Raw genomic sequence first — 16,363 nt, forward strand, 5'->3', positions numbered from 1 at the left:
GGCGAGGGTCAAGCACCCTCGCCACAAACTTCCTGCGTTCTCGTTACACAGCGAACAATCCCCACGTCTTTAGCGACGCGTCCTACAGCCATCATTTTCCTGCTTCGTTAACGTTGCGCAGCCCTTTGCGAAGGGCTGTCGACGGATGAACGAAAGGACGATCAGTGGCTGGCAACAAGGACATTCCCCGGGTTTCCAACCCACCGCAAGGCGACGGGCATCACGTCACCTACCGCTACATGACGGCCACTGAACTGGCCGAGCGCGACGCCAGACAAAACGCTTACGACGCCATGCTGGCGCGGCAGGAGGCTTTCGAGCGCAGCCGTGAGGTGGCGGTCAAAAAGACAGAGCCCGTCCGTGCCGGCTGCGTATTCGCCAAGTCCTGCAAATTGCCGGATGCGATTATCGATTACTCCAGTCCTTCGGGGATGGTGCCGACCGACAGCCTGAAGGATTACGGCGACCTGATCCTGCTGGGCGCGCGTGAGGCCGATGAAAGCGGCGCAGTTCCTCTCAAGAAAATCGGTGCAACCGCTATTCCGGCTGGATTTGGCAGTCTGGTTTTGGCGGGATCGGTGTTTGAAACACTGCCCGCAGCTGTATCTAGTGCGGCTGTTGCGCCTTTAGTTGGTTTGGTTGCGCTGTTCATGCCATCGAGCCTTGGTGACAGCGCGCTCTATACCGACGAACAACTGCGTGGACTTGAACAGGCGCGAACGCGTGTTCGGTTGAGGGTCGAACAGCAGGCCGACGGCAGCCTGAAGGGCTACGGCTTCTACACCGGCAAGAATCGCGATTGGGAAATGGTTGATGTCGTGCAGTTCACCGTGCGAGACAGCCAGTTCATTGCGGATCTGGGCGAAGGCGTCGAGCTGATCTGGACGCCCGCCGTGGATGGCTCAGACATCCTCGGTATTCCCGCGCTGGAGGCTGCACCGCAGGCACCGCACATCTGGGTTTATCCGCCGACGAAAGCGGCGGATGGAATTCTGGTGAATCCGGTTTATCCGCCAGAGTATCGGGATTTCATTTTGGTGTTTCCGGCTAATTCGGGTGTTAGGCCGGTATACATCGTAGTCAGTACATCATCACGTAAAGGCTTACCGTCCGCGGGGCATAGTTATCATAGGCCTCCAAAAGCAGAGGAAATCACTGCATTTCCCGGACTGATAAAGGTGCAGAAAAAGAATCCTATACAAGGAGGCGGAGGACTTCGGGAACGGTGGAAAGATGCGAAAGGTAGAAAAATCTACGAGTGGGACTCGATGCACGGAGAGTTGGAGGTTTACCGAGCAAGTGACGGAACTCACCTAGGCGCGTTTGACCCTTTTACGGGGGAGCGACGCGAAGATGCGAAAGATGAAAGAAGCATCAGAAAAAAATATTTGTGAGGTTGATGATGGGATTAAAACTGAGGCTAGAGTGGTACGACAAGCAAACTGATCTGTGCGAAGGCGAAGAGTATTCCAAGGATTTAGGGGATGATGAGGGCGTTTTGAATGCCTTGGGAATACCGGTGGAAAACAACATAAACAATGGCGGTTTCAATGTTTTCGAAGAATGGGTTCCAATCATTCAGCCGTATTTTCAACATGGCATCGTCTTCAAAACTTACGATTATCAGATCTCTTTTGACTACAGCGATGTCTGGTGACGGTCTCTTATGATTTATAGGATTGAAGCATTCGATAGGAAAACAGAGTTTCTCGTTTTTGAAGAAGACCTGCCTAGCGGATGCGACGAGAACTTGGCTGCCATCATGAATTGGTCTTGTAAGCAGGAAGGCTGGGAGGGTTACGATCTTTCAAATGATCAGCTTGCCGCGCTGGAGAAACTGCTGGGAAGGAATGTCTTCGATCCGAAGGTCACCTTCCAACTGACGTGCAATGGACGTTGAAACGCATTAAAAAACCCCGACCAGTCACCTGATCGGGGTTTTCTTTACCCTGAATTCCGCTTAGTGCGAAACGCGGCTGGTCCCGCCAACGGTGGAGATGCGTACCCGCTCGCCAACGCGGAACACTTCATTCTCCTGCACCTGCTGCACATAGGCACGCATGCTGCCGTCGTCTTCACGCACGGTGATTTCCACACCCTGGGTACGGGTCAGACCTTCTTCGGTTGCCGAACCGATCAGACCGCCCGCCACCGCACCGATAACGGCTGCAACGATGCTGCCCTTGCCGCCGCCGATGGCGCTGCCGCCGACGCCGCCGACCGCTGCACCAGCGAGGCCGCCGATCGGGGTTTTGGTGCCTTCGATTTTCACCGGGCGCAGGGATTCGATGGTGCCCATGCGAATCGTCTGCACGCGACGCGCTTCGTCACGGGAGTAGGAGTCACCGGTCAGGCTCGATTGGCAGCCGGTAAGCAACATCGCCATCGTGGAAAAGGAAGCAACCAGCAGAACAGACTTACGCATAGCATCAACTCCAAAGAAACATATAGTCATTAAACTCCGTGGCTTGACGCCTGTCACGACACTGCCCGGATAAATTGGCTTTCATTCAGGCGCGGTACAGACACCTGCACGCTCTCCCTGACGTAGCCCCTACAGTAGCGCCAAATTGGCAAATCTGCGCCACCGACACCAAGGATTTTCATGGATTACTTCATCATCGTCGTCACCACTGCCGCCGGTTTGTACTTCCATGGGTGGTTGTACGTGCGGATCAAACGCTGGATGGATCGCGACCTGGCGCTGTCATTGGCCGGCAAGGACGAGGGCAAACGTGCCTTCATGCTCGAACAACTGGCTCGCGCTCAGGCGCAAAAGATCAAGCGCCGGGATCTGCCGAAGTGGCTGGAGGCCGCCGCGGCAGACTATCCCGCTCGGTAGACTGCTCAGGGTGCCAGACGTTCAAGAATCCAGTCGGCGCCCTGCACACGGTAGTTGAGGCGATCGTGCAGACGGCTCGGACGGCCCTGCCAGAATTCGATGCGCTCAGGCAGCAAGCGGTAACCGCCCCAGTGTTCCGGGCAGTCGGGCTGAGTATCGGAGAAACGCTGCTCGGTGGCCCTGAGCAAATCTTCCAGTTCACCGCGCCCGTTGATCACCCGGCTCTGCGGTGATGCCCAGGCACCGAGACGGCTACCCAGCGGACGCACCTGATAATACGCATCGGACTCCGCGGGCGTGACCTTCACCACCCGCCCTTCGATGCGCACCTGACGTTCCAGGGTCGGCCAGAAGAAGGTCATGGCGGCGAACGGGTTGGCCGCCAGGTGCTGGCCCTTGGCGCTGTCGTAGTTGGTGAAGAAGGTGAAGCCCTGCTCGTCCAGGCCCTTGAGCAGCAGAATGCGACAGTGCGGTCGCCCATCCTGGTCGACCGTGGCCAGGGTCATGGCGTTGGCTTCCACCGGCACCTGTTCGGTTTTCACCGCGTCGGCGAACCACTGGTGGAACAGCGCAAAAGGCTCGACCGGGGCTTGCGCCTCGGTCAGACCATCCCGGGTGTAATCACGACGCATATCTGCCAGAGCCTGGGTCATGGCGCATTCCTTTCGTTAGCGGATCACTTCTTGGTGGCATCGGTCGCGGCGACTTTCTTGTCGGTCGCGGCGGCTTTGGCTGGCGCAGTCTTTTTCGCTGGGGCCTTGGCCGGGGCCTTTTTAGCCGGCGCCTTGGCAGCAGCTTTTTTCACCGGAGCTTTTTTGGTCGCTGGCACAGCTGCTTTTTTCGCGGCTGGGGCCGGGGTCACCGGTTTGGCGGCTGGCTTGACGTCTTGCGCGGCGACCATGGTCACTGGCTTCGGTGCCGGCATGTTGTATTTGCTCAACAGGGCAACCATGGTGTTCTGCGGGGTCACCAGCAGTTCAACGCGACGGTTCAGGGCACGCCCCTCAACGCTGTCGTTGGCGGCACGCGGCGCTTCGGAACCCATGCCGCGCAGCATCAGGCGATCACGCTGCAGGCCGCTGAGACGGAAGATCGCCGCAATCGATTGGGCACGTTCCTGGCTCAGCTTGATGTTGGCAGGCGCAGCACCACTGGAATCGCTGTGACCAAGGACCAGCACGGCCGTTTTCGGGTCGGCTTCAAGGATTTTCGCCACGCGGGTGAACGGGCCGAGGGTGACCGGCAGCAACATGGCTGGACGATCCGGGTTGAACGAGCCTTCGACCGGTGCAGTCACGACCAGCACGTTGTCACGGCGTTCGAGTTGCAGATTGCTGTCCTTGACCGCTTCGCGCAGGCGCGGCTCGTAGTCGTCGAGCCAGGCTTGAGTGACTTTCGGATCGGGCATCGGCACGGCTTTGGTGGTTGGCTGATCCTTGCCGCCAAACGGCCACCACCATTTGCCACCCGCGTCGGCTTCAGCTTTGGCCACGGTTGCCGGTTTTTTCGCTTCCGGGGCGACTTCAGCCTTCATGTCGGCTTTGACCGCTTCATCATCAGAACCGAACGGCCAGTACCACGGGTTGCTGCTTTCAGTCTTGGCCACGGGTGCGGTGGCCGCAGGTTTCAGAGGGGCTGGAGCCGGTGCTGGCTCCTTGGCCGCAACCTTGTCGGAAGAACCGAACGGCCACCAACTGCCGCCGTCCGCATCGTTTTTCGGGGTCTGTGCACAACCGGTGATCGCTACACACAGGGCCAGGGCGAGGGTCTTTTTAGATGACATTGAAAATCCACAAAATGAAGTAATGAAAAATCAGAGCACTTTCGCCCGGATAAACAGCCGTTTTGAAACGAAAAACCGCTTGAGGTTCCGACCCTGGGACCTCGGATGCAACTTTACAGACAAGTGGCAAGCACCCGCGCGAGCTTCTGTGCGCGCGGATCCATCAAGACGTACGGCCCAAGGGTATTTGTCACAAAACCGAAGGCAACATCATGCTCAGGATCAGCGAAACCGATGGAACCGCCCGCACCCGGATGACCGAATGCACGAGGGCCGAGACCGTAAGTGGCGTTGGGCACATCCGGTTGATCAAGCATGCAGCCCAGACCGAAACGGGTCCGGGTCAACAGTGTCTTGTCTTCGCCGAGGCTGTGTTCGCGGGTCAGCTCTTCGAGCATGTCGCTTTCGAGGAGGCTGCCATCGAGCAGGCCCGCGTAGAAACCGGCCAGACTGCGCGCATTGCCGTGGCCATTGGCCGCCGGTTGCTGCATGCGCCGCCACTCCGGCTTGTTGGTGCTGGTGAGCACTGAAGGTGGGTTGGTAAAAGCGCGGGTGGTCATCGCGGTGGGCTCGCGCATGGTCACCTGCAGCAGACGTTGCGCGGCGGCATCACCGGCGTTGCCCTTGCCGCGCGCGATGTGCGCCACGCGGTGGAACTCTTCGTCAGCCAGACCGACGTGAAAATCCAAACCCAGAGGTTTAGCGACACGAGCGACGATGGATTCGCCCGGCCCACGACCGTCAGCGCGGCGCAGCAACTCGCCGATCAGCCAGCCATAAGTGATCGCGGCATAACCATGACCAGTACCCGGTGTCCACCATGGTGCTTCGGCCGCAAGGGCATCGACCATGGCTTGCCAGTCGTAGAGGGCTGCCGGCGCCAGCAGCTCGCGCAGCGCCGGCAAACCGGCCTGATGACAAAGCAATTGGCGCAGGGTCACGGACTCTTTGCCGGCGGCGGCGAATTCCGGCCAGTAGCGGGCGACCGGAACATCCAGTTGCAGCTTGCCTTCACCGACCAGTTGCAGGGCGGTGACAGCGGTAAAGGTTTTGGTGCAAGAGAACAGGTTGGCGATGGTGTCGCTGTGCCAAGCCTCAGCACCATCCTTATCGGCAGTACCGGACCAGAGGTCGAGAACGGTTTCTCCGCCGACCTTGATGCACAGGGCTGCGCCGCGTTCCTGGGGATCGTCGAACAGTGCGGCAAAAGCTTCGCGCACCGCTTCGAATTGAAGCTCGTAATGTCCCTGAATCTGCACCCGCAACTCCCCGCAAAAACGCTCTACAAAGTGGCCCGCATTGTTCCAGCCCCAGAGGGATTTGGGAACAGCTGCGGGCCAGACGGTTGAAAGCCAAGTCAAAAGATCGCAGCCTGCGGCAGCTCCTACATGGATTGCGTTTCTCAGTAGGAGCTGCCGCAGGCTGCGATCTTTTTAAAGCGTCACGCGTTAATGACCATTCCCCGAATGCCCACCGGCATGCCCTGCCCCCGGCCCTTTGCCGGCCTCGCCTTTGCGCCCGCCCTCAGCCTCATGCCCCGCCGCTGCGGCCGCTTTCTCAGCCTCTTTGCCAAGCTGATCAATCGCCTGCAAGTTGCTCTTGCGCACCGATTCGACAAAGCCCTGATACGGCAGATCCGTCACCCCGACCAGACCGAAATGACCGTTCTCACCATCGAGCAAACGCCCGGTCACCGGTTGATCGAGATACTGGAACCAGTGCACGCCGACAATCGACGGTTCACTCAAGGCCTGCTTGAGGAAGTTGGCGTACGCCGTGCCGCGATCTTCTTCCTTGGCCACTTGCGTAACACCGCCCCAGAACGGGCCACGATCCGCTGAGCCGAAGTTGAATTCAGTGATCAATACCGGTTTGTCCAAAGCGCCCAGCGCGGCAAAGTCATAACCATCCTGCGGCTTCAGCGTGTACATGTTGAAGCTCAGCACGTCGCAATACTGCGCGCAGGAGGCCACAGCTTCCGGCGTACTGATGGCGAAACGGCCGCCGAGCAGCAACTGGTTCGGCGCGTGCCATTTCAGCGAGTCGGAAATGGTTTTGAAGTAGGTATCAGCGAAGACTTTCTGGAAATATTTGAAGTCAGCTTCGATTTCCGGATGTTCCGGGCTCGGCAGCGGAGGCACAAAACCCGGGTCTTCCATCAATTCCCACGCCGGCAGATCGATGCCCCATGCCTTCGACAGCCCGGCCTGATTGCGGTATTTGTCGCGCAGTTGCTTGAGGAACGCGCGTTTGGCCGGCACGTCGGTGGTCATTTTCAGCGTGCCATAGGCCAGCGCGTAGCGGGATTTCGGATCGTCACCGGGACCGGCCCACGCCAGTTCATTGTCGGCGTAGTAGCCGATCAGCCACGGATCGTCGCGGTGATCGCGGGCAGCGATAGCGACGGCGCGCTCGGTGGCCATGGCGAAACGCGGATCGAACGGATCTGGCATGCCGCCCCACCAGTCGCTGCCGGTGCTGATGCTGGTGTAGTCGCCAACGATCGACAACGGCAAGGTGTACGGCACACGATCTGCATCACTCAGCGAATCGGCACTCCAGTTGCCAACCGTGTTGAAGCCCCAGGCTTGCAGACGATCAAGCGTGTGGCTGGCCCACTGTTGCTCATCGATGGTGGCCTTGCACGGTTCGGCAGCTTTTTCTGTTGTCGCTTGTACGGTTTCGGTTTTGGCCGCTTCAGCGACGCCGGACTTCGGCTCGGCAGGTACTGGGGCAGGCTCGGCGGCTTGGACGGCGGCCGTTTCAGCGGCTGCAGACTTCGCCGCTTCCGCTACCCCGGACTTGCTTTCACTGTCGGCTTTGCACGGCTCACCGTACACGCGCTGCAGGTTGGCGCCGTAGAAGTCGTACCAGCGCCCGTTGCCATAACCGCGGCCCTGATCAACACCATTGCCGCCACGGTTGTCACCCTCGCCAAAGTGCTTGGCCAACGGGTCTTCAGGTTTAGGCAAGGATTCGAACATGTATTCACGACCGGCCACGTAGGTCTGGTTGACCTGCGGGCTGACGGTGTTCACGCCCAGCGAGTAAAACGGATGCCCTTCAGGCGTGACCAGATACCAGCGGCCATCACGTTTTTCGGTGCGGAAGAAACCGCTGGCCTTGAACGCCGGGCCTTTGTTCCAGCCACCGAATTTGTCCAGCGAGGACTTCTCACGCTCGGCCAGCCAGGTTTTCAGCTGTTGCTGTTCCTTGGCGGCGGCGGATTTCAGTTGTTCATCGTTGCTGACCTTTTCCGGCCACTTGCTGCGGGTCGATTGCCCGTAGGCGTCGACCAGATTGCCGTACACCGCTTGGGTGACCGAATCGCCGTCCTGCACGCCGAAACGCTCCAACAGCAAGCTCTGGGCGACTTTCGGCTGATCCATCGACAGGCTCACCGAGACCACTTGGCTGCGATCGATTTCGCCGCTGCTGGCGGCCAGCAGGATCCGCTGACCATCGACTGTCATCGGCATTGGCGGCCCGGCTTTCATGCCCTGACTCAGCGGCGTCGATGCCACTAGCGGTACCAACAGGGTTTGCGCAGGACCTGCTGGCAAGTCGACGCGACTGACCAGTGTCCGACCGTCGTTGCTCTGAATCTGCACGTAGACCGTCACCGCCCAGTCCATTGCGCTCTGCAAACGCAAGGTCATCATGCCTGACTGCGACCAGTCCCAGGCGCCAGTCTGCGGCGTCAGGCGCAAGGTCGGGCGGGCCACCGGATTGAACGTCACCCGGCGCAGCACTTCACCTTCCGGTGTCTGTTCGGCGTTGGCCTGCGGCAGATCCGCGTTTTCGGTGGCGATTTTCACCACGTCGGCAGGACGGACAAAGTTGAACAAGGTCTGCTGACCCGCAGGCGCCGCGAACAGCGGCGTGGCGAAGATCAAGGCGAATACGGCAGGCAACGAACGGCGGATCATAAGAACGGAGTTCTCCCTAACGACCAACAATGGCCAATGGAAAAGCGATAGCAGAGAGATAGACAACACGGCGGGCAAAACTGCCCACCGTTGTCTCAGGATATTTCACGACGGAAAGGAGGCAACGCATTGAGGATCGCCTTGCCATAGCGCTGAGTGACCAGGCGCCGATCAAGCAAGGTGATGGTGCCGCGGTCTTCTTCGGTACGCAGCAGACGCCCGCAAGCCTGAACCAGCTTCAGCGAAGCATCGGGCACGGAGATTTCCATGAACGGATTGCCGCCACGGGCTTCGATCCATTCCGACAGCGCCGCTTCGACCGGATCATCCGGCACCGAGAACGGGATCTTGGCGATCACCACGTGCTCGCAGTAGGCACCCGGCAAGTCGACACCTTCGGCAAAACTGGCGAGACCGAACAGCACGCTGGAATCACCGCCATCGACCCGCGCCTTGTGCTTGTTCAGGGTTTCCTGTTTCGACAGGTTGCCTTGAATGAACACTTGCTTGCGCCAGTCGCGGTCGAGGCCGTCGAACACGTCCTGCATCTGTTTGCGCGAGGAAAACAGCACCAGGGTGCCGCGCGAACCTTCGACCAGATCGGGTAACTCACGAATGATCGCTGCCGTGTGGGCCGCCGCATCGCGCGGGTCGGCCTTCAGATCCGGCACGCGCAACACACCGGCGTCGGCGTGATGGAACGGGCTCGGCACGACGGCGGTAACGGCTTTTTTCGGCAGGCCGGCGCGCATGCGGAAGCGGTCGAAGGTACCCAGAGCGGTCAGCGTTGCCGAAGTCACCAGACAGCCGTAGGCCACGTTCCACAAGCTACGACGCAAGGTTTCCGCCGCCAGAATCGGGCTGGCGTTGACCTCGATGTCGAATAGCGAACCGCTTTCGGCCAACGTCAGCCAGCGCGCCATCGGCGGGCTGTCTTCCGGATCTTCGGCGGTAAAGGCTGTCCACAACTCCCAGTTGCCCGAAGCACGGGACAACAGGCTGCCGAACAGTGGGTACCACTCTTCGGCCTGATTGCTGGCGATGCCGATGTTGACCTCGCCGTCCATGCCTTCCTTGAGCAGGTCGGTGAGGCGCGTGAACAGATCGTTGAGACGGGCAAAGCCTTTCTTCAGCTCGATGCCCATTTCGCGCATGTGCTCGGGAATCACCCCGGCGACGAAACGATGGCGTGGACGCTCACGGCCCTCGACGTCTTCGCCCGGTTTGAAATCGGCGACCTGCTCGCAGGCGCTGAACATGAACTGCTGCTGGGCCTTGATCTCCCGCGCCAGCTCCGGCACTTGTTCGATCAATTTGCCGAGGTCGCCCGGCAGCGGGTGCTGGGCCAGCAATTTGGTCAGGTTCTTCGCGGTGGTTTCCAGCCAGTCGGCGGTGGAACGCAGGCGTGTGTAGTGGGCGAAGTGACCGATCGCCTTGTCCGGCAGGTGGTGACCTTCGTCGAACACGTAAATGGTGTCGCGCGGATCCGGCAGTACCGCGCCACCGCCCAGCGCCAGGTCAGCCAGGACCATGTCGTGGTTGGTGACGATGACGTCGACCTTGCCCATGCCTTCGCGGGCCTTGTAGAAGGCGCACTGGCCGAAGTTCGGGCAATGCCGGTTGGTGCACTGGCTGTGATCGGTGGTCAGGCGCGCCCAATCGGCGTCTTCCAGCGCATTCGGCCAGCTGTCACGGTCGCCGTCCCACTTATTGCCGGCGAGTTTCTCGATCATGCTGGTGAACAGCTTCTGACTGGCCTCATCGACCTCGATCTTGAAGCCTTCTTCTTCGAACAGCTGGGCAGTGGCGGTTTGCGCGTGGCCTTCCTGCAACAGCATGTCGAGCTTGGACAGGCACATGTAGCGGCCACGGCCCTTGGCCAGCGCAAAGCTGAAATTCAGCCCGCTGTTGCGCATCAGGTCGGGCAAGTCCTTGTAGACGATCTGCTCTTGCAGGGCGACGGTCGCGGTGGCGATCACCAGGCGCTTGCCGGCCAGTTTCGCGGTGGGGATCGCGGCCAGGCTGTAGGCGACTGTCTTGCCAGTACCGGTGCCGGCTTCCACCGCAACAATCGCGGGGTCGCCACTGCGCCGGCCTTCGTCGTCGGTGTCGATATCCCCGAGGACTTTGGCGATTTCAGCGATCATCAGGCGCTGGCCGTAACGCGGCTTGAGGCTCTTGGCCTCTAGAAAACGCGAGTAGGCGCCCTGGATCGTGGTTTTGAGTTCAGTGCTGATCATTGAGTGTCGGGCGCAAAAAACGCTGGATAAATTTTCAGTGGTTTGGATCGGCGGCTATCATACCCCGCGAATCGATCCTGCGCAGAACGGAGTAACCCAATGACACTTTTTAGCCTCGTCTACCCGCTGCATGTCTTGTCCGCCCTGGTCTGGGTCGGCGGCATGTTTTTCGCCTGGATGGTCCTGCGCCCGGCGGCTGTGAAGGCCCTCGACGGCCCAGCCCGCCTGACCTTGTGGGTGGAAGTGTTTCAGGGTTTTTTTCGTTGGGTCTGGGTTGCGGTGATCCTGTTGCCGATCAGCGGTGTGGGCATGTTGCATTTGCAGCAGGTCGGTTTCGAGACCGCGCCGAAATATGTGCAGGTAATGATGGGCTTGTATGTGGTGATGACGGCGCTGTTTATCCGCATTCAGGGCTTGATGCTGCCTGAACTGCGTACGGCGGTGGAAGCGAAGGACTGGCCGGCGGGTGCGGCGGTGCTGGGGCGGATTCGCCGCGTGGTGGGGCTCAATCTGATTGTCGGGTTGGTGTTGGTGGCGATTGCGGCGGCAAGACCGATGATCTGAAAATCAAAAGCCCCTCACCCTAGCCCTCTCCCGGAGGGAGAGGGGACTGAATGGGGGATATTGAAGAGTTACGCCGACCTGAAGGATTAGCTTTGAATCCATAATCGACACGGTTTTTCAGGTCGATGGATAGCCTGAGTCACCTCGGTCGGCCCCCTCTCCCTCCGGGAGAGGGCTGGGCGGGCGGCGTTCCGATGAGGGTCTGCCTTTAAAGGCGTTGCACAGTCACAGCCCCCGCCGCCCCCACTGGCCCTGGCTGTCCATCCGCCCCGGCCTTGCCGTTCTTGCCGCCATCGGCGCGATACACCAGGCAGCCCTTGGACTTGCCACCCTTCCCTGCTTTGCCGCCAACACCCGCCGGACCGCCAGCACCGCCCGCGACATTGACCTTGATCAGCTCGGCCGGAAACTCGCGCGGTACTTCAAGGCGCACCAGCGCTCCCGGTGCACCCGGTTGGCCGTCGCTGCCGTTACTGCCATCAAAACCGTGCCCGGCCGAACCGTAGGTGCAGCCCGGGTCTTCGCCATTACCGCCATCGAGGCCGACAAACCCCGGCGCACCGGTGCCGCCACGGGCATCGACCAACAGTTGCGGCGCGTTCAAAGCCTTGAATTGCAGATTCAGATTGCGCCCGGCACGGGCGGCTTTCTCATAAGTCCCCGGTGCACCCCGTGCAGTAATCCGGCTGCCATCGCTCAGCTCTGCACGAGCTACCTTCATCTCCAAAGCGTTCTCGCTCGGAACGATCGCGATACGGGCTTCATGGCCAAGACGCAACTCGCCCACGGTCAGTTCGGTCACGTTGGCAGGAATCAGCAACGTGCCGTAATCGGCCACTTCGAGTTTTTCCAGCTGCAACGTGCTGGCGGTGTTGGGCAAACGCATCAGCGAGTTGGTTTCAACGCTGACCACTTGGGCACAGGCCAATGGGCTGATAAATGCAGCGAGCAGGCAAAGTTTACGCATGGGAAGAAGCCTCCGGAGCGGCCGGGGCCGGGATGGATTGCAAGTGGAATACGCCGAACAGCAGGATGCGGCCACGGTCACGCCAAGGGTGCGGACGGCCTTTGAGGCTGCGATTGCACAGCAGCACTTCGAGTAGATGAATCAGCAACAGCAGGCCGCCGGCCAGATTGACCAGCAGATGCAGCGGATGTACGAACGGCACCAGCTGATTGGCCAGCACCACGCAGCAGAACAGCAGGGTCAACAACCGCCCCAGCCCCCAGAACACTTTCATACGCTCCCCCGTGTTGCGAATTATTCTTTGGGCGCACAGTAACGGCTTCTGCGGGGGATAAGCCAGAGGCACAAATGAAAAAACTTCGCCGCGCCGCCAAATGGCTGCCGGAACGACTTTGATAATCGTCCGGCAGCTCTAGCCTGCGCCCTACAGAGGCGTCCTAGCGATTGATATGCAACTCCACGCGACGGTTCTGCGCGCGCCCTTCATCGGTTGCGTTATCGGCCACCGGTTCACTTTCTCCGCGCCCTTCGCTGGTGAGCTTGTTCGGCGCCAGCCCCTGACTCAGCAGATACGCCGCGACACTACTCGCCCGCCGTTCCGACAAGGCCTGGTTGTAGGCATCCGAACCTTTGCTGTCGGTGTGACCAATGACCTTGATGCTGACCACGTCGGCATTGCGCAGCTTGTCCATCAGCGTATCGAGCTGGGCTTTCGCCGCCGGGGTCAGGTCGGATTTGTCGAAATCGAACAGCACGTTGCCGGCATCGCTGAGGGTGATGACTTCAGTTTGCGGCGCAGGCTCCGGCACTTTTTCCGTGACCGGGTATTGCGGTAGCGGGCAACCACGGTGATCGACCGGGGTATTTTCCGGGGTGTCCGGGCAACGGTCGCGGCGGTCGAACACGCCGTCGCCGTCTTCATCGCCGTCCTGGGCATAACAGATCAGTCCGCCGGTAAGAATCCCCAGCGCTGCGCCGCCACCGGCCCAGCCGCCACTTTCAATGGCGCCGAGACCGCCACCGACCAGCCCGCCGATAAGGCTGCAGATCGGCCACGTACGTTGATTGAGGGGTGCAGTGCCATCGCTGTGGGTGGCGCAACCGGTGAGCAAGCTGCCAAGCAGTAGCACCGGCAAGACGGACCTTGAGAAAACAGTCATTGTGAAAGCTCCTGTGTCACCGGCCCATACCGGTTACACAGGAGTAAAGACCCGCATCCGCGACTGCACAAGCCGCGGATGCGAGAGGGGCTTAACGCTGGATTTTGATTTCGGTACGACGGTTTTGCGCGCGACCGTCAGCGGTTTTGTTGTCGGCCACTGGCTGGCTTTCACCCAGACCGGACACCGAAACGAAGCTGGCGCGTGGCACACCTTGCTGGATCAGGTAATCCACCACCGAATGCGCACGACGATCCGACAGTTTTTTGTTGTAGGCATCGCTGCCCACGCTGTCGGTATGACCGGTCACGGTAAGTTGCGCCGTCGAGGATTCCTGTTTCAGGCGGGTGGCGACCTTGTCGAGCACTTGCTTGTCAGGGCCGGTCAGCGTCGCTTTGTCGAACTGGAAGTGCACATCACGGATGACAATGGTTTCTTCCTTGACCACTACCGCTTCTTCAACCACCGGCGCAGGGGCTGGTGGAGGGCAACCGTCAGCGTCGACCTGTACGCCTTTAGGCGTGCCCGGGCACTTGTCGCGACTGTCCGGCACACCGTCGCCGTCTTCGTCGCCATCACCGTGAACCCAGCAATAGGCCGCTGCCGTGCCGCCGACCAGCAACGCACCGTAGCCGGCCCACGCCGAACTTTCGGTCGCGCCGAGACCGGCACCGACAACACCACCGACCGCCGCACAGGTCGGCCAGTCGGTTTTCTGTAAACCTGCGCAACCAGTCAACACACTGGTTAGCAGAATCAAAGGTAATGCTGTCCGAACTATGCTCATCTGGTTTTCTCCTGAGGGATCGGCTTAAAACCGATTCAGGGAGTAAAGACCGGAGTTTTAATCTCCGCCAGCAATAGGCCACCGCTGTTTGCGAGCCTGTTCACAGGACTTCGGCACATTTGCCGCAAACGGGCGGAACAGGGCTCTTTGCCCGCACCGTCAGGCAGGCTAGTCTTGGCGGTCTGATTGAGGAGCTTTGATGAACGTCGCCATTTCTTCCCGCACGCCGCAACAGGCGCTGGCCGCTTTGCTGGATCGCTACGCCCCGGCGCGTCTGCTGCTGATCGGCGCCAGTGAGTTTCCGGCCTTGAGCGCTTTTAAACAGGCGCATCCAGACACCACCGTGGCCCATGCCGCGCCGGGCCCATTGCCTGCTGAACTGGCGGCGCAGCGTTTCGACCTGGCGCTGGTGGTCGATTGTCTGGAACATTTGCCCAAACGCGATGGCCTGAACCTGTTGGGCGGGATTCGCAATCTCAACGCCAGCCGCATCGCCGTGCTGGCAGACCTGTCAGCCAGCGGCTGGCAGGAAACCGACTTCTATTCGCTGGCGCTGCAAGCCAGTGAACGTTTTCAACGCGACGATCAAGTGCTGACACTGTTCACCTATGATCTGCTTGACTACAAACAAGTCCCCGACTGGCTCAACTCACGGTTCTGGGCCAATCCGGAAAACTTCGGGAAATACTGGTGGTAATGCAATGAGTACAGCCATTTGCCCGTGCGGCAGCGGCAATCTGCTGGAGGCCTGCTGCGGCCACTATCACGACGGCCACCCGGCGCCGTGCGCCGAAGCGCTGATGCGTTCGCGCTACAGCGCCTATGTGCTGGGTTTGATCGATTATCTGGTGGCGACCACCCTGCCTGCTCAGCAAGCGGGACTGGATCGCCAGTCGATCAGTAACTGGAGCGCGCAGAGCACCTGGCTTGGCCTTGAGGTCGAGAGTTCGGAAGTGCTCGGCGGTCAGCCAGAACACGCCTTCGTCACTTTCACCGCGCGCTGGCACGATGATCAGGGTGAGCACAGCCACCGCGAGCGCTCCTCGTTCGTGCAGAACGCCGGGCGCTGGTACTTCATTGATCCGACGGTGCAGTTGAAGCTGGGGCGCAACGACAGTTGCCCGTGCGCCAGTGGGCAGAAATTCAAGAAGTGCTGTGCAGGGTATTTCGGCGCTTGAGGTTGAAGATCAAAAGATCGCAGCCTGCGGCAGCTCCTACACAGGATTTGCGTTTCCCCTGTAGGAGCTGCCGCAGGCTGCGATCTTTTAGCGTCTAGACTGGCACCAAAGGGAGTTAAACCATGCTCGGTCGTCGGCGCACCTGCCAATGCTTCATTCTGATGCTGATGCTCAATCTCGGCGGTTGCGCGTCGTGGTTCAGCGATGACAGCGTCGACCCCGCCGTGCATCTGGTCAAAGTCGAAGTGGTGCGCGCCAAACTGCTCGAACAGAAATTCATCCTGCACTTTCGCATCGACAACCCCAACGACAGCGACCTGACCGTGCGCGGCCTGGACTACCGCATTCATCTGGCCGACATGCTGCTGGCCGAAGGCGAGCATGAACACTGGTTTACGGTCGGGCCGAAACGCAGTGCCTACTTCAAGGTGCCGATCCGCACCAACCTGTGGCCGAAGGTAAAAGACGTGGTGAAAATGCTGAAAAATCCGAATCAGCAGATTCCCTATCGTTTGCAGGGTGAGATGGAAACCGGTTTATTCATCGCTCACTACGTGCACCTTGAGCGCAATGGCGTGATAATCCCCGCCGATTTAATTCCGGAGCAACACCGATGACTCAGCAACCTCATGTCCATGGCCCTGACTGCAACCACGATCATGATCATGACCATCACGATCATGACCACGGCCACGTTCACGGCCCGAACTGCGGCCACGCCCACCAGGAACCGGTGCGCAACGCCCTGAAAGACGTCGGTCGCAACGACCCTTGCCCATGCGGCAACGGCAAGAAATTCAAGAAGTGCCACGGCGCTTGATGCTCGGGGCGAAGCCCCTCTTCGCCTGACAGACCGCTTTCGCGAGCAGGCTCGCTCCCACAGTCAATCGAGTTCCTTCAGTTGGAATACGGC

The 16,363-nt window shown here is 60.0% G+C and carries 19 protein-coding genes; 9 read left to right on the top strand and 10 right to left on the bottom strand.

Going from position 1 to position 16,363, the window contains the following annotated elements; genetic code table 11:
• Positions 1–164 precede the first annotated feature (164 nt).
• The 3 genes from CKW38_RS21895 to CKW38_RS21905 are packed head-to-tail and all read left to right on the top strand — an operon-like array spanning position 165 to position 1,900.
• Entirely contained in the window at positions 165–1,394 is a 1,230-nt protein-coding gene (locus CKW38_RS21895; RefSeq protein ID WP_095113850.1) for an S-type pyocin domain-containing protein, read from the top strand.
• An 8-nt stretch (positions 1,395–1,402) separates the two neighbouring features.
• Entirely contained in the window at positions 1,403–1,657 is a 255-nt protein-coding gene (locus tag CKW38_RS21900; protein WP_007918564.1) for a colicin E3-like toxin immunity protein, read from the top strand.
• Positions 1,658–1,666: 9 nt separating this feature from the next.
• Entirely contained in the window at positions 1,667–1,900 is a 234-nt protein-coding gene (locus CKW38_RS21905; RefSeq protein ID WP_007918565.1) for a hypothetical protein, read from the top strand.
• Between the two features lie 60 nt (positions 1,901–1,960).
• Here CKW38_RS21905 and CKW38_RS21910 read toward each other — a convergent pair whose 3' ends face one another.
• Positions 1,961–2,425, bottom strand: a complete 465-nt coding sequence (locus CKW38_RS21910) for a glycine zipper 2TM domain-containing protein (protein WP_007918566.1) — start codon at positions 2,423–2,425, stop codon at positions 1,961–1,963.
• 180 nt (positions 2,426–2,605) lie between these two features.
• Between CKW38_RS21910 and CKW38_RS21915 the strand changes: the two genes are divergently transcribed.
• Positions 2,606–2,842 (top strand): hypothetical protein, encoded by a 237-nt coding sequence (locus CKW38_RS21915; RefSeq protein ID WP_007918567.1) that lies wholly within the window; start codon positions 2,606–2,608, stop codon positions 2,840–2,842.
• Positions 2,843–2,847: 5 nt separating this feature from the next.
• Here CKW38_RS21915 and pdxH read toward each other — a convergent pair whose 3' ends face one another.
• The 5 genes from pdxH to dinG all read right to left on the bottom strand — a co-directional run bounded on the left by pdxH (position 2,848) and on the right by dinG (position 10,794).
• Positions 2,848–3,495 (bottom strand): pyridoxamine 5'-phosphate oxidase, encoded by a 648-nt coding sequence (gene pdxH, locus CKW38_RS21920; protein ID WP_095113851.1) that lies wholly within the window; start codon positions 3,493–3,495, stop codon positions 2,848–2,850.
• A gap of 23 nt (positions 3,496–3,518) precedes the next feature.
• Positions 3,519–4,625 carry an OmpA family protein gene (locus CKW38_RS21925; protein WP_095113852.1) on the bottom strand — a complete coding sequence of 369 codons (1,107 nt, stop codon included), beginning with the start codon at positions 4,623–4,625 and terminating at the stop codon, positions 3,519–3,521.
• 113 nt (positions 4,626–4,738) lie between these two features.
• Complete coding sequence (locus CKW38_RS21930) at positions 4,739–5,884, bottom strand: serine hydrolase domain-containing protein (RefSeq protein WP_095113853.1); 1,146 nt, start codon at positions 5,882–5,884, stop codon at positions 4,739–4,741.
• A gap of 189 nt (positions 5,885–6,073) precedes the next feature.
• Positions 6,074–8,554, bottom strand: a complete 2,481-nt coding sequence (locus tag CKW38_RS21935; RefSeq protein ID WP_095113854.1) for a beta-galactosidase — start codon at positions 8,552–8,554, stop codon at positions 6,074–6,076.
• 95 nt (positions 8,555–8,649) lie between these two features.
• Positions 8,650–10,794, bottom strand: coding sequence for an ATP-dependent DNA helicase DinG (gene dinG, locus CKW38_RS21940; RefSeq protein ID WP_007918588.1), 2,145 nt, complete (start codon positions 10,792–10,794; stop codon positions 8,650–8,652).
• 99 nt (positions 10,795–10,893) lie between these two features.
• On the opposite strand from dinG, the gene CKW38_RS21945 reads away from it, so the two are divergent.
• Positions 10,894–11,358 (top strand): CopD family protein, encoded by a 465-nt coding sequence (locus CKW38_RS21945; RefSeq protein WP_095113855.1) that lies wholly within the window; start codon positions 10,894–10,896, stop codon positions 11,356–11,358.
• Positions 11,359–11,566: 208 nt separating this feature from the next.
• Here the strand turns inward: CKW38_RS21945 and CKW38_RS21950 are convergent, their stop codons facing one another.
• From CKW38_RS21950 to CKW38_RS21965, 4 genes are all read right to left on the bottom strand, one after another.
• Entirely contained in the window at positions 11,567–12,325 is a 759-nt protein-coding gene (locus tag CKW38_RS21950; protein ID WP_007918591.1) for a hypothetical protein, read from the bottom strand.
• Positions 12,318–12,599, bottom strand: coding sequence for a DUF1145 domain-containing protein (locus tag CKW38_RS21955; RefSeq protein WP_038358130.1), 282 nt, complete (start codon positions 12,597–12,599; stop codon positions 12,318–12,320). Before CKW38_RS21955 ends, CKW38_RS21950 begins: the two co-directional genes overlap by 8 nt.
• 163 nt (positions 12,600–12,762) lie before the next feature.
• Positions 12,763–13,485 carry an OmpA family protein gene (locus CKW38_RS21960; protein WP_007918595.1) on the bottom strand — a complete coding sequence of 241 codons (723 nt, stop codon included), beginning with the start codon at positions 13,483–13,485 and terminating at the stop codon, positions 12,763–12,765.
• A gap of 91 nt (positions 13,486–13,576) precedes the next feature.
• A complete protein-coding gene (locus CKW38_RS21965; protein ID WP_007918596.1) occupies positions 13,577–14,272 on the bottom strand; it encodes an OmpA family protein in 696 nt (231 codons plus the stop codon).
• A 199-nt stretch (positions 14,273–14,471) separates the two neighbouring features.
• Between CKW38_RS21965 and CKW38_RS21970 the strand changes: the two genes are divergently transcribed.
• From CKW38_RS21970 to CKW38_RS21985, 4 genes are all read left to right on the top strand, one after another.
• Positions 14,472–14,969 (top strand): DUF6231 family protein, encoded by a 498-nt coding sequence (locus CKW38_RS21970; protein ID WP_095113856.1) that lies wholly within the window; start codon positions 14,472–14,474, stop codon positions 14,967–14,969.
• A 4-nt stretch (positions 14,970–14,973) separates the two neighbouring features.
• Positions 14,974–15,450, top strand: a complete 477-nt coding sequence (locus tag CKW38_RS21975; RefSeq protein WP_007918599.1) for a YchJ family protein — start codon at positions 14,974–14,976, stop codon at positions 15,448–15,450.
• 122 nt (positions 15,451–15,572) lie between these two features.
• On the top strand, positions 15,573–16,067 hold the full coding sequence (locus CKW38_RS21980) for an LEA type 2 family protein (protein ID WP_095113857.1): 495 nt from the start codon (positions 15,573–15,575) through the stop codon (positions 16,065–16,067).
• Positions 16,064–16,270, top strand: a complete 207-nt coding sequence (locus CKW38_RS21985; RefSeq protein WP_007918601.1) for an SEC-C metal-binding domain-containing protein — start codon at positions 16,064–16,066, stop codon at positions 16,268–16,270. Before CKW38_RS21980 ends, CKW38_RS21985 begins: the two co-directional genes overlap by 4 nt.
• Positions 16,271–16,363: the final 93 nt, after the last annotated feature.

This window comes from Pseudomonas sp. Irchel 3H7, assembly GCF_900187605.1.
GTDB lineage: Bacteria > Pseudomonadota > Gammaproteobacteria > Pseudomonadales > Pseudomonadaceae > Aquipseudomonas.